The following is a 14,217-nucleotide window of genomic DNA, read 5'->3' on the forward strand; positions in this document are numbered from 1 at the left end:
ATCCTACCTGAAGACGGCTCCGTTAGCTTAAGTTCATCTCTTGAACTTTTTCATGAGCTATCTCAGGAGTAGTAACAATCGGCTTTGAATGTAGATCAGCCTTTAGTTGGCCTTTACGATGCTTTAGTGCCGCATCGAGTTTTTTAGCGGCGCTGGTAATTGCTGGATACATCACAGCGTCATTACCAGACGATGATATTCGACTTCCCTCGTAATTGGTTCTAATTTCAACCTGGAATTCGCTATGCTCTTTAGAAATAATAATATCGAGTGCGATCAGGGTTGGAAAATGACTCTCTATCTTCGAAAACTTCTCTTGGACATGCTGCCTAACAACATCAGTAACATCAACGTGGTGACCAGAAAGATTTATTTTCATAGGTTTTCCTTTTTACAATGACTTCTCTTAATACACTTGGGGTTAGCGCGCCAAATTACAAGCTTTATTAATAAAAATTTATCTTAACAATTGCTCACAAAAAACACATGCACCGCTGTAGCCCAGTGTCCATCGGTAAAGTAAAAAAAATAATATTTTCAGTTTTTCATAAATTTGTCATTTAGCTATGGTTAAAACATATACTAACTGAGTAATTACTGACTCACGCACCACAAAGCAATCAGTCGCGCGCTTAATTACCTTCTACAAATTTAGACAAAAAACCCAGTTTTAGCTGGGTTTTTATCACGCTTTTAGCAAAAAAATTTAAATATATTTATTGCTTATTAAGACATCAATAACTTAGCGCAAACACTCTGCTTAATTTACTTTGTTTACACTCAATTTTGGCGCCTTAGGATCTGGGCCTGTCAGGGTAAATCGATAAGTGCCAGCTTCAGTCACATCAAGATGCATGTTTGCGCCTTTAGAAGCGAGCGTTTGTACCATATCCAGTGAGATATCCTCTTGCTCTGTTGCCGCACCTAAATCTACCGTAGACCAATCTCCAGTCGCGACCTTGAACTCATTGTCACCAACCTCAAGTGCGATATCGACAGTGTAGACTGACATGCCTTGATAGCTAAATGCATCGACCTCACCCCAACCATTCATTCCGCCACGAACATACACGGTATTGCCTGCAAACATATCCGCTTTAAAAATGGCTAAGGTAATTTCATCTCGGTTTGATGCATCAAAAACAAAAGCATAAGACGTTGCTTCGTCAGCTTCGAATGTCATGTTAGCACCACTGATTGCCAGCAGTTCGGCAACATCTAGCGTAACGGCTGCGTCGGATTCAGCAGAACCATAATCAACTGTAGACCAGTCATCTGAAGCAACTTTAAACTCATGGCTGCCCGCTGCTAATGAAATATCGGCGCGATAAACGCCTCCGCCCATATAGGTAAATGCATCATCAGTGCCCCAACCATTCATAGCACCCCGTACAAATACCTCGGTACCAACAAACGGCTCTTCGTTATAGATATTAAGCACAGGCGCTTCTTTATCAGCTGCATTAAACGAGAACACATATGTTGCATCAATTGCTGCGTTAAAGTGTAGATTTGCACCTGAACGCGTTAATGACTCATCGACATTTTCTTCAACTTGCGCTTCGCTTGCTGATAAACCACCAAAATCAACACTACTCCAGTCAGCAGATGCGATTTTAAATTCATAATCTCCAGCCGCTAATGTAATCGCGATGCGGTATTCCCCATCACCAACATAGGTGAACAGGTCGGTTTCCCCCCAGTCATTCATTCCGCCACGAACAAACACTCCAGTGCTACCAAACGGCACAACATCAGGAGCTCCAACGGTTGCATTAGCAAGCAACCCCACTCCCTGAGTATCACCTTGAGGCTTGACAAAAACCGCAGTGGTGAAAGCTGGAACAGTGAAACTTCCCTCGCCCTCTCCTGCATTAAAACTTGCGCTGGCAACCATAGAATCAACAGACGCTATCAATGTCGGGTGTAGCTCAAAGCCAGCCGCTGTAGGGATCGTATGACTCACTTCATTTGCACTGGCATTAATCATCACGACGAGTGCATCCACAGACGAGTCTAAGTCGGCTAAACCTGCGCCGTCATCAAGACTCATCACAATCACACCTTGAGTTTGACGCTTGCCCACATTGTGAAAACCAACACGTTCGATAATTTCAGCAGCTGTGGTTAACCTAAATAATGGGCTATGACTACGAATCGTTAAGAACTCATTAAAGACGTTAGAGGCCATCTCAATTTCTGACATTGAGGCCGCCGCATTTGGATTGGCAGAAATGCCCGCGATCTCGTCCCACTTAATGCCGTTGTCTTGCTCACGTGGCAGACCAACATTCCAGTTATGGCTGCTTTTAGTAAAGTCGACCCAGTTAAACCAGTCACCGGAGTCATAACTGTTTCTGTCCATTGATTTTGATCTAAGCAGATCAGCACCCATCTGTAGGAATGGGATCCCTTGGCTCAGCAGTGGCAGTGTTATGGCGATATTTTGTACTCGCACACGCTCCGCTAAACTCATGCCAATTGGATTTTTATACTGCAAGTTATCCCACAGTGTTTCGTTATCATGCTTAGAGACATAGTTAATGCTATCAGCTGGATCTAAGGTGTAAGCCGTCGGTTGGCTGTTCCAGCTATAGCTGCTGCCCTTGGCTGAGTTGCCATTGAAGTCTTTGAGGATATAGTTTTGCAGATTGCCAGCCATCGATAGGCGCAAGGTATCTTGATCACGCAGTGCATCATCGGACGCATCGACTTTGAAGAGGTTGCCACTGCGGACACTCTCTCTGATCCGGTCGTTAAAGGTACCCACTTCACTGCCTGCCATATTGGCTTGAGTGGCTTGTTCAAATAAGCGGTTGTCGGCCACTTCGCCAAAGTTCCAGCCTTCACCGTAGAAGTAGTTATCTGGATCTACAGCCTGCACAGCGGAGCGAGCGTTTAGGATACTTTGCTTAGGCATGTGCCCCATCACGTCAAATCTAAAGCTATCGAAACCATAGTCTTTAGCTAAGACCACCATAGTGTCGCTGACGAACTTATCCATCATGCGATGTTCTGTTGCCGTGTTTTCACAACAAGTAGAACGCTCAATAAGGCCCGATTCTTCGTTATAACGGTGGTAATAGCCTGGTACCAGTTTGTCGAGCACAGAGTTATCCCAAAGTCCTGATGAGCTGGTATGGTTATACACCACGTCCAACACGACTCTAAGACCCATGTCATGTAATGACTTATTCATTGCCCGTAGTTCAACCACTCTTGCTACGCCTTCACTCGTACTGGCATAGCTGCCTTCAGGTGCCATAAAGTGGTGTGGATCATAACCCCAGTTAAAGCCGTCAAATTCGCGCATGGCTTCAACAATTGCTTGGGCATCAGCAGAACCAGACAGAGTATCAGCCAGTATCGTCTCGATTGTGGCCGACTTATCTTGGGTTGTACAAGCATCTGCGGCATCTTCAATCTTGTCGCATAACATGGCTAACGTATCGGTAAGCTCAATACGCTCTGCACTATCTTCATTAATGCTGGCGATGTCGGTAACGGGTAACACATGGAAATGCGTTAACCCGTTGGCGACCAGTTTTTTAAGGTGCTCAACTGGGGCGGTGCCCTCCTCAGTAAATGCCAAGTACTTACCGCGGTTTTCAACCGATGTACTTTCATCACGAATACTAAAGTCCCTTACGTGCCCTTCATAAATTACCGCATCTTCTGGATTAGTGATGGTTGCAACCGGATGGTCATCCCAACCTTCTGGTTTTAAATCATCATCGTTTAGATTAACAAACTGACTGTAGCGGCCATTTGTAGATACATTCACAGAATATGGGTCAGTGGCTTCAATCGTCTCTATTTGCTTGGTTAACGGGTGATAAACAGTGATTTCGAAACGGTAAAATAAACGGTCAAGACTCATGTCGCCAGTGTAAGACCAAATGCCGGTCATGGTATCAACATTCATCGCTTCGCTGCGATTCAAACTCTTATCAGCATTGTAGATATTAAGCTTAAGCGCTTGGGCTGTTGGTGCCCAAACGGCAGCGGTAATGCCGCTGTCGTTATAGTCTAACCCTAGCATTGCTTCGTCGGCATCGTTCTCACCAGCAGTATAAAGCGCATCGAGCACTTTAGCCGCTTGCACAAACGTCGCTGCAACAGGAACATCATCGCCATTGTGGGCGGCGACCACTAACTGAGCCTTAACAATGTCCTTTACCTGTTCCGCCGTTAAGTCAGTGCTATATGCTTTCCACCCCGCCATGTGCGGCACAAGGGCTTTTTGAGCATCACTCAATTCAACCGCAGTCAATGTTACCGACTCGCTATTAATAATACGGTCAGGCTCCGCTTCTACGGTTAAATCACCGTTAATGGCATAATGCAATTTAACACTGCTGATCTCGGCATCATCTTGGTTCCAAATGATGGTTTCAGTATCCAGCCAATGGGCTCCCATTCCTGATATTGATAATGGCTGCACGCCTAAGCTTAAAATCGGATATTCGAACACAGATGGCTCACCATGTAAGGTGAAATTCATCCGTACAAATGTCTCGTCATCTTGCATCAACGGCATGCTCAGATCGCCGTCGCCAAGCGCCTTACCTGAACCTTCAGTGCCAATATGGATAATAAAGTTACCGCAGTCGCCATAACCCTCTTTTAAATTTACAATCCAATAGGCACCGTAGTTGGGGTCAATGCCATCAAACTCATGGCCATTAGCCCAGTCAGAGGTATCGAAAGGTGCAGCATATGCGTCACAGGTTTCGTTGTTCCAAGTGTGTAATCGATATCCGTCGTAAACTGGATCGTTAGCACTATTGTCAGCATCCTGCACATTGTTGTAATAAATAACACTTTGATCTGCGGCTGGGGTAAACACCGGCGCTGGCAGGGTAGGATCTGCCCCCACAACACACTGTTCATTATTGTCATCTGGCACTGTTGGCGCAGGGCAACTAATTGGCTCTGGCGCAACACAACGAGTACCAGCAGCATCTGGCACCATGGGTACATTGCACGTTAATAGCACTGCACCAGGTTCAGATGAGTCGCCACCACAACCTGCTAAGCTAGCAGCACTAATTGCCAATGCCAGTAACGTTATATTATTAGAGATCCTCAACATGAGTGATTTCTCCTGAATTAATTTAATAGTTGAATTAAGCAAGCTGGGTCTTTTTATTTCGGATTGATGCCGCTACTTGCCTTCATTAAGCTCTTTCTAGATAAAACTTGTCGTTACAGCGTGAGTGTCATACCGAAGTAGAACTCACGGCCAAAGTACTGCAAGGTGCCGGTTTGACTCTCATTGCCGAAGTAGCTTTTGGTTGGTTCATCGGTCAGGTTATTGACTTGGAATAACACCCCAAACGCATCGTTAACTTGATAAGACGCTTGATAATCAACGACCGTTTCAGCGGCAAAATTGACCACTTGGTTATTGATGGCGACCTGTTCAGAGACAAACTCATCTCGATAACGTGCGCTAACTCGCGTAGCAAAACCTTCATATGAATAAAACAAAGTGGCACTGGCAACGTTGTTCGACAGGCCGGGAAGTGACTGAGTTTGTTCTTCCCCCCCCAATGTAGAGGTCGTTTCAACCTCACTTTCGGTATAGGAGTAACTTAAGTTCACCCCAAGGCCATTTAGGCCATCAGGTAGCGCGGTAAATATTTGTGTGTAAGCAAGCTCTAAGCCGCGGATGTAACCACCTTTATTGTTATTAACGGCAGTAGTGTAAACACCGTTGGTGGTTTCAATTTGCTCACCACTGACAGGATCTTCAATTGAGTCAGGTACGTTGAAACCATTGCCAGCGAAATCAAAGTTATCGATGGCTAATTTTTCAATGAATGAGTCTATATCCTTATAAAACAGCGCAGCAACGATAGCCCCATCGGGTAGATAATATTCATAGGAGATATCGTATTGGTCAGCATAGAATGGTTTTAAAAATGGGTTATTTTCACTCGAACCGTTGATCACGCCATCATCACTTACTGTGGCACTGGCATCACCCGCCAAGCGGTTAATCGGTGGGCGAGACATCACTTTCGCTGCTGCAAAACGGACCTGAGAGTTATCCGTCACCTTAAAGTTCAGGTTCAAAGAGGGGAGATAATCGGTGTATTCAATGCCCTTTATCGTTGGAGCATAATAGTTATTGATGATCCCAACACCATCAACAATATACTGCGCGCCTAACGTTGGATCGCCCTTTACATTTTCAAGTAGCGTTGCCGATTGGTCTGTGTCAACACGACGGATCCCGAGATTACCGGTAATAGGCAGATCGCCCAATTCCATATCAAAGTTGACCATCACATAAGCGGCTAGGATTTTCTCAAACACTTCTCCACTTTGTAAAACTGACCATGAATAGTTACTGGTATAGCCTTTAGGATCATCAACGCCATCGGCATTACCCCATGTTTGTACCGGCTGTGGCGTGCCATCAGGGAACCAAGCCGCAAGCGCTTTATCCAAATCAATGGCTAGGTACGATGGGAAGTAGCTAAAATCACCCTCCCAGTCCACCACTGTCGTCATATCATCGGTCAATCTAAGTGGTGGCTCAGTGGTGGAGAATGCACCATCGTTACCATACTCAAACACTGAGCGGTCATTGGAGTAACTTCTGTCAGAGTACCGCGCACCAAACTCTACCGAGGCGATGTAATCATTTTCCAGCTCATATTTAAAGTCTAAACGGTAGGCTTTAACTTCGTCTTCGTTAACAAATGGGTAGATACCATATTTACTAACCATCACATTATCGATGTTAGAAAAAGCTGCAGCTTGATTAAAACCAACACTGGGGAGATCCAAACCATTTAACTGGTAATTGATGGCCACATTCTCATCAAATACAGGTGTGTCTATGGTTGCATCTTCAGCCAAGTTGGCCCACAACAAGCCGTTTCTAAAGTCGCTCTTTGCAGATGAATAAGAGACATCGATAGCGGCACTAAAATTCTCAGTCGCCTGCCATGTGCCGTTAATACCAAAGCTGTCGACTTCATCGTAGTCTTGGTTATCATCATTAACGATTTCAACACGCGTATAGCTTTGTGAAGTGCGGTTAAAGTTTCCACCAATGACTGCATTGCCATCCAGTACCGGATTAGCTACTGCAGCGTTAGGCCCCCCTAATTTGACTCGGTAACCTCGAGCAAAGGCCTCACTGTCAAAACGAGATACAAAGGCATCAGCTTTAAGGGTAAACGTATCGTTGGGTGCCCACTCAATCGCTCCCATGTATCCATTACGAGTCTCGACACCGCCTAGATGCTGCACCTCAAAGCCTTCGCTGATGTACTCTTTCGCCGCGTCAGTACCTTCAGGTCCATTGCTATCATTTGCAAGGCCATCGACGTCTTTAAGATCGTTATAAGCTAAGCCAATAAATTGCGTTGCGACACTAGGTTGCTCTAAACGGGCATAACCCAATGCCACGCCCAAGGTGTCATCTAAGTACTTTCCTTGATATGAAAAACTCAAACGATGACCATAATCTTCAGCGCCATAAACTTCACTGGCACGGTCGTTATACATGCCGCGCACGTTAGCAACGAAGCTGTGTTGTTCATCAATCGCCAATGGACTTGCCGTCGCCAGCTCAACGGTACCCGCCACCCCGCCTTCAATTAGCGATGCTTTGGGTGATTTGTAAACGGCTGCCGAAGTGATTAACTCTGATGGGTATTGGTCAAACTCGATGCTACGGCTACCACTGGTAGAAACTTGCTCTCTGCCGTTCAATGTCGAGAACACAAAGCCGCCGGACATACCACGAATGTTGATCTCTGCAGCTTGGCCTCCGGTACGTACCGCCGAAATACCCGGTAGGCGTGTAAGTGCATCAGCCATTGATACATCGGGTAATGAACCGAGGTCATCGCTACTGAGCTGCTCCGATACGGTATCGCCATAGCGTTTTTGATTCAGAGAATCAATTAGGCTGCGGCTGTAACCCGTCACCTCAATACGTTCAATCTCTTGATCTTCAGCGACGGTAACTTCTGCATTGGTTGCGGTTTTACGGTCCTCAACCACCACGGCTGCAGTCACTTTTTCATCTTCAGCGGCTAATACTGGCTGAGCTAAAAAAGCGCCACCTAATCCAGCCGTTGCTAGCGCTAATGTAAGGACACTTGGTTTAAAGTGTGACATTGGATCTCCCCTTGGCCTTGCTACTCTTAGTTACCCAATGTCCTCATATACGACTCAGACTAATCTGACATTAGGCTTATTTTTAACAGCCATACTAGCCAAGGTTGAATTTTAACCACAACAGACTGCATACGTATTCATAACATTTAAGCAACAATAAAAAGAGGTTAAAACGGGTTAAGCTATTGATTAAGATTAAAAATAACATTGGCAACTCAAATATACTTATTGCCGATGTTTTGCATACACTAGGGGTTTTGCGACATGTATCTCAAGATTGTCATCTTTACGCTTAAATACGAATAAAAATAGTTATCAATTGCCTGCTTTAATGTAAAATATTGCCCTCTTTTATAAAGAATTAGGCGCAACATTAGTGACGCCTAACATCTAGGTGGCAATCTCAGTGGTCTCACTTAACGCTAATTTCAAGCATTTGATTGACTCGCAGGCTTTCAATATTACCTCACGAGCATTAGCCGCTACCTTCGGTGGTTATCTTTTGTCGGCAACCGCCTGCGGCTTGCTCGCAATAATCCTGCCACTTGCCCCGGTTCAGAGCACATTGACCGCGATGATGCTGTCATTTTCTATCTATGCTGCGGCAATAATTTGGGTGTTTAGCGTTAGGCATCACCAGCTAGCTTGGCGAGACTTGCTCACCTTGAGCGGCCTTTTTTATCTGATTATTTTGCTGGTAAGTTAACAATGAAAGAGAATTTCTTCCGTAGCATGACATGGCTACACACTTGGGTTGGCTTGCTTGTTTGTTGGGTACTTTTGCTGATATTTTTCGCTGGAACACTGAGCTATTATCGCCATGATATTAGCCTTTGGGCTAAGCCTGAACTACACCAAAATGTAATTCAAGATTATGATGCCAGTCAGGTTGAAACTGTGCTTAATAGAGCCCAAAACTACCTCAATCAGCACGCTAGTGGTGCCCGTGACTGGCGTATCAATTTTCCAACAGATCGCAAACCCTATCTAAGTTACAGCTGGCAAACCCAGCCAGAAGAGGGACAGCGTCGTGGTAAATTTGTTGAGCATGTTGTAACGCAAGAACAGGACCAAGTCATCACCGATATCCGTCAAACAAAAGGCGGTAACTTTTTCTATCGATTACATTTTGATCTGCATTACATGCCAGCCAAAATAGCGCGATGGATTGTCGGTTTCTGTACCATGTTCATGTTGATTGCATTGATCAGCGGTATTGTCATTCATAAACGGATCTTCAAAGACTTCTTTAGTTTTAGACGCAACAAGGGCAGCCGAGCTTGGCTCGATGCTCACAATGTGAGTTCAGTGCTCGCTCTGCCTTACCACTTGATGATCACCTATACCGGACTCGTTACCCTGATGGCCATGTATATGCCATGGGCTGTCATCACTGCCTATGATGGTGATAGAAAGGCTTTTAGCCAAGAATTAAGACCAAGCCGCGTGCAAGTAAAGCCTGTAGGTGAAGCCGCAGACACCATTGCGCTAACCTCGCTACTGCCTCAGGTTCGTGAGTTACTGGGCAATACCCCTATTAGGCAAGTAGTCGTCAGTAATCCAGGCGATAAAAACAGTCGAGTCAACATTTATAAAGATACCGCTGAAGCGGTAACAGACAGAAGGATCGCCATTATATTCAATGCTATAGATGGCAGTCTTGTGAGTAAAGGACTCGAGCCTGACTCTGGCGCACAGAATACCCACGACACCTTAATTGCACTGCATACTGGTCGTTTCTCTGAGCCGGTATTACGATTGTTTTTCTTTATCTGTGGCGTCATGGGTTGCGCCATGATTGCCACTGGCACCCTACTCTGGGCAAATAAAATTCGTCAGAAACAACATAAGCAGATCAACCAGGGCAAGAGAGCCAGCGTTGGACTGCGCTTAGTCGAAGGGTTAAACCTGACTTTTATTGCAGGTTTACCTCTGGCTGCAAGCGCATTTTTCTACGCAAACAGGCTATTACCGCTAGATATACTCAACCGCGCACAATGGGAAGCTAATAGCTTTTTCATCGCATTAGCTGCTGTTGCTGTTATCGCCTGCATTAAACGAACACTGCCAATATGGCGTTACGTGTTGGCCTTATCGGGCGCTAGCCTAATTGCGATACCGCTGCTCAATGCAATGACCTCAAATAGTGATCTGCTGAGCAACATTAACCAATCTCAATGGTCTTTAGTAGGTTTCGACATCATGTGCGTGGTGATAGGAGTTAGCATTTTGTTTGCACGAACCAAGCTGGTAGCGGGCAAAATGGCGCAGCCTAAAGGTCGCCGATCTATTATCCGTCCTCAAGGCGTGAAAGAGCCAATATTGAGCACAACCACTACCGTTGCCAGAAAAGAGGCTCGATAAAATGATGTTGAGTTTATTGGGGTTTAGTTACATCGCATTCTGCTTATTAGCGTTGGCCATGTTCTCCCACCATCGAAATGTTCTAGGCAAAGCGCCCAGCGATAAGTTGAGCCGTGCTTTGTCTATCGCGGGCTGGATTGGGCTTGCGTTAACTTATTGGAGCTGCACTGTTGAGCAAGGTATTGCTTATGGCAGCATCAGCTATTTTGGCGTACTTGCGGCATCTGCCCTGCTCGTCATTTTGACCTTGAGTTATCGCGCCAAATTTATGCCCTACGCTATGGCTTTAACGGCAATATTTAGCACGACATTACTTACTATTTCTTAGCATTATCAATCCAGCTAAGTACCAATAGCTATATCATTAAGCTATTGGTACTTAGCCTGTATCACAAAGCACAGCCTAGATGTTGGCTTGATTCTTATCTCAGAAACAAACGTCTAAAGTCTCAAACATCATTTCAGCTCACATAATTAACGTAAAACTAGCACTAAAGAATCGCAAACTTTCACCGTTTGTTACACTGACGGCTAGTAAATTTACCAGTTTACCTTTGGTTCAGTTCACATTCAGTTTTAATAGCTTAAAATACTGTCTATTAAGCTTATTTCGATGATTGAGGTTTTATGCAAGTTTCACAAGCGCTACCCAATGTTGCGGCTCAGTCCACTCCACTGAGTAATCAAAATGTACCGCAAAGTGCTGCTAGCAGTCAGTCGCAATTAGCCAACAGCAGCAAACCCCAACCAAACACGCCAGCGGTGCCTGTCGATACAGTGACATTGTCTAACAATGCAATTAAATTATCGGCGTTAGATAGCGCTGTTAAGAAAGCGTCATCGGCAGCCAATGAAGCAGAGATCTTGCCTGTAGAGCCAAAATTACCGAACGAAGGTGAAAAAGTTGATGACTACATCGATTATAAAAAGGCCAAGGCTCAATATCAGTTTTATGCTGATATCGCCGGAGTAGCAACAAACAGTAAAAGTCTCACCCCAGCGTCCGCTTATTACCTATCTAACAATGATGATGCACGAGAAGCTGTGGTCAGTAATAAAGCCCAACAGCAACAAGTAGCAGTAATGCAAACCTATGTAGAAACTAGCCAAAGCATTAATGTTTACAGCTAGAACCTGATTCGTACAGCTATCCAACGCTATCTAGCAAACAAGCCCTATAGTCCTCACTGCAAGTCATTTACACCTGAATTAATTGATTTAAATCAATTAATTCATAACAATACAAAAATAATTCAATTCCAGCGTACACGCGTAAGCTTATGAAACTTTTATAGTTAATTTCGATATCCAGATCAAAAATCCAAACAAGTGTTTAAATTTATCGTTTGAAAAGTTGATCTAGCACCCATTTTGTGACGTAATGTGAGCCACACTTCTGGTCGGACGAGCATAAAAATGAGCATAAGAACTAAACTAAAAAAAGTACTACCAAGCATCTCTACCACAGAGCAAGAGGCACTCGACGCTGGTGATGTATGGCTAGAGGGTTCTATCTATCAAGGTGTTCCCGATTTTTCTGCTCTGCGCGATATTCCGGTTGCAACCTTATCTGCTGATGAACAAGCCTTTCTAGATGGTCCAGTGCAAACCTTAATAGAGATGGTTGATGACTTTGAAATACAGCACAGTACACATCTACCAGAAAACATTCTTAACTTTCTAAAAGAGAATAAATTCTTCTCTCTTATTATTCCAAAATCATTTGGTGGTCTTGAGTTTAGCCCCTACGCCAACTCAACCATTGTTGGTACTATCGCCGCTAAAAGCTCTGCCGTTGCAGTTACCGTTATGGTGCCTAACTCATTAGGCCCTGGCGAGTTGTTGATGCATTACGGTACCTCACAACAGCAAGATCACTGGTTACCCCGCCTTGCTAACGGCCAAGAGATCCCCTGTTTTGCCCTAACCAGCCCAGAAGCGGGTTCTGACGCTGGCGGTATTCCTGATGTGGGCACCGTGACCATGGGTGAATATGAGGGCGAACAAGTACTCGGTTTAAGTGTTACCTGGGACAAGCGCTATATCACGTTGGCCCCTATCGCAACGGTGCTAGGTCTTGCCTTTAAAGTCGAAGATCCAAACGGATTACTCGGCGGTAAAGAAAGTCTTGGAATAACCTGTGCGTTGATCCCGAAATCTCATTCTGGCGTGCAGCTAGGTAATCGCCATGACCCAATGGGGATGAACTTCTACAACGGTACGACTCGTGGCGAAAACGTATTTATCCCAATGGACTTCATCATTGGTGGCCAGAAAAATATCGGTCGCGGCTGGGCAATGCTCGTTGCATGCCTCGGCGCTGGACGCGGTATTTCACTGCCAGCATTAGGCGTATCTGTTGGCCAATGTTCATTTAAATCATCGGCTGAGTACGCCGCAGTACGTGAGCAATTTGGTTTATCGATTGGTAAATTTGAAGGTATTCAAGAGAAACTTGCTGACATTGCCGGTAAAACATACCTGCTGGAATCAATGCGAGTACTCACTACCGAAGGCTTAGGCCTAGGCTTAAAGCCGTCGGTTGTGACTGCAATTGCAAAGTACCACATGACAGAGCTCGGCCGTGATGTCCTCGATTCAGCTATGGATATTCAAGCGGGTAAAGCGATTCAAAATGGCCCGCAAAATACCTTGGCTTCGGGTTATATTGCCCAGCCCATTGCCATTACCGTGGAAGGCGCCAACATTCTTACCCGAAATCTGATGATTTTCGGTCAAGGCGTTATGCGTTGTCACCCATATTTACAAAGTATGGTTGAGTCTATCCACTCAAACGACAAACAAGCCGATAGAGTATTCAATGGCATTTTACGCAAGACTGTGGGTTACAGTGTCGGCAACAGTTTACGCGCGTTCAAACTGGGATTGCTGCCTTTCACCGCAGGTGCAAACTCTAAACTTGCAGAAGTTAAACCCTATGAGCAATCGGTGCATAAACTAGCGTCAAAACTCGCCGTTTATGCAGATTTCTCACTACTGGTATTAGGCGGGAAGCTAAAGCAAGCAGAGATGCTATCGGCCCGTTTAGGCGATGTTATGAGCTATCTCTATGCGGCAATGGCATCAATTCGTTACTACGAGCAAAAGCTACCTGCTGAGCAACGTGCTGATGCGGCGCCATACTTCCATTACGCTACTCGTTGGTCACTATGCCAAGCCGAAAAAGCGCTATTAGACTTCTTAGATAACTTCCCATCATCTTCTACACGTAAGTTAATGCGTCTTATTACGGTAACTTATTCACCTAAGATGCAGAAGATTAATGACGATTTAGTGCGTGAACTTGCTAAACAAGCGCAGTTAAATACTGAGTTTAAGAAGAACCTAACCCACTTGGTTAAGCCTGTTGCTGGCGATGGTAACTATATCAATGAACAAGCCTATCTAGCCAAGATGGATTGTTTGCCACTGTTAGCTAAAGTAAAGAAAGCCATTAGAGCACGCACCTTTAAGCCCGGTATCAAGTTCTCATTAACACTCGATGCGGCACTTGAGGCCAAAGTGATCAATGACAGTGAGCACAAGCAGCTGCAGGACTATAACCTAAAGCGTGAACGTGCGATCCGTGTCGATGAGTTCGATTTTGATATGAACCTCATCGTTGATAAAGCCGATCTAAAAATCGCTAACTAGACTTCACAGTAGCTTTGAGATAAGAAATGGCCGTTTTGTGCAAGCAAAACGGCC

8 protein-coding genes are annotated in these 14,217 nt (G+C 44.9%); 5 read left to right on the forward strand and 3 right to left on the reverse strand.

All coding sequences use genetic code 11. From position 1 onward, the window contains the following. Positions 1-22: 22 nt before the first annotated feature. The 3 genes from hpf to JK628_RS15395 all read right to left on the reverse strand — a co-directional run bounded on the left by hpf (position 23) and on the right by JK628_RS15395 (position 8,145). Positions 23-379 carry a ribosome hibernation-promoting factor, HPF/YfiA family gene (hpf, locus tag JK628_RS15385; protein WP_202285548.1) on the reverse strand — a complete coding sequence of 119 codons (357 nt, stop codon included), beginning with the start codon at positions 377-379 and terminating at the stop codon, positions 23-25. Positions 380-760: 381 nt separating this feature from the next. After that, the gene (gene pulA / locus JK628_RS15390) at positions 761-5,095 is read right to left on the reverse strand and encodes a pullulanase-type alpha-1,6-glucosidase (RefSeq protein WP_202285550.1); all 4,335 of its coding nucleotides are present in this window, start codon (positions 5,093-5,095) and stop codon (positions 761-763) included. 113 nt (positions 5,096-5,208) lie between these two features. Beyond that, a complete protein-coding gene (locus tag JK628_RS15395) occupies positions 5,209-8,145 on the reverse strand; it encodes a TonB-dependent receptor (protein ID WP_202285552.1) in 2,937 nt (978 codons plus the stop codon). 406 nt (positions 8,146-8,551) lie between these two features. Here JK628_RS15395 and JK628_RS15400 point away from each other — a divergent pair, with 406 nt between their 5' ends. From JK628_RS15400 to JK628_RS15420, 5 genes are all read left to right on the forward strand, one after another. After that, complete coding sequence (locus tag JK628_RS15400; protein WP_202285554.1) at positions 8,552-8,851, forward strand: hypothetical protein; 300 nt, start codon at positions 8,552-8,554, stop codon at positions 8,849-8,851. 2 nt (positions 8,852-8,853) lie between these two features. Beyond that, positions 8,854-10,509: a PepSY-associated TM helix domain-containing protein gene (locus JK628_RS15405; protein WP_202285556.1), complete on the forward strand. Its 1,656-nt coding sequence runs from the start codon at positions 8,854-8,856 to the stop codon at positions 10,507-10,509. 1 nt (position 10,510) lies between these two features. Next, positions 10,511-10,837, forward strand: coding sequence for a DUF3325 domain-containing protein (locus JK628_RS15410; protein ID WP_202285558.1), 327 nt, complete (start codon positions 10,511-10,513; stop codon positions 10,835-10,837). Between the two features lie 299 nt (positions 10,838-11,136). Further along, complete coding sequence (locus JK628_RS15415; RefSeq protein WP_202285560.1) at positions 11,137-11,640, forward strand: hypothetical protein; 504 nt, start codon at positions 11,137-11,139, stop codon at positions 11,638-11,640. Positions 11,641-11,925: 285 nt separating this feature from the next. Further along, positions 11,926-14,163: an acyl-CoA dehydrogenase gene (locus JK628_RS15420; protein ID WP_202285562.1), complete on the forward strand. Its 2,238-nt coding sequence runs from the start codon at positions 11,926-11,928 to the stop codon at positions 14,161-14,163. The last annotated feature ends 54 nt before the right edge of the window (positions 14,164-14,217 follow it).

The sequence above is a fragment of the Shewanella sp. KX20019 genome (assembly GCF_016757755.1).
Lineage (GTDB): Bacteria > Pseudomonadota > Gammaproteobacteria > Enterobacterales > Shewanellaceae > Shewanella.

Coding starts and splice junctions, on each gene's coding strand:
- pulA (WP_202285550.1), bottom strand. CDS start 5,095: ATGTTGAGGATCTCTAATAATATAACGTTACTGGCATTGGCAATTAGT.
- JK628_RS15410 (WP_202285558.1), top strand. CDS start 10,511: ATGATGTTGAGTTTATTGGGGTTTAGTTACATCGCATTCTGCTTATTA.
- JK628_RS15395 (WP_202285552.1), bottom strand. CDS start 8,145: ATGTCACACTTTAAACCAAGTGTCCTTACATTAGCGCTAGCAACGGCT.
- JK628_RS15405 (WP_202285556.1), top strand. CDS start 8,854: ATGAAAGAGAATTTCTTCCGTAGCATGACATGGCTACACACTTGGGTT.
- JK628_RS15420 (WP_202285562.1), top strand. CDS start 11,926: ATGAGCATAAGAACTAAACTAAAAAAAGTACTACCAAGCATCTCTACC.
- JK628_RS15415 (WP_202285560.1), top strand. CDS start 11,137: ATGCAAGTTTCACAAGCGCTACCCAATGTTGCGGCTCAGTCCACTCCA.
- hpf (WP_202285548.1), bottom strand. CDS start 379: ATGAAAATAAATCTTTCTGGTCACCACGTTGATGTTACTGATGTTGTT.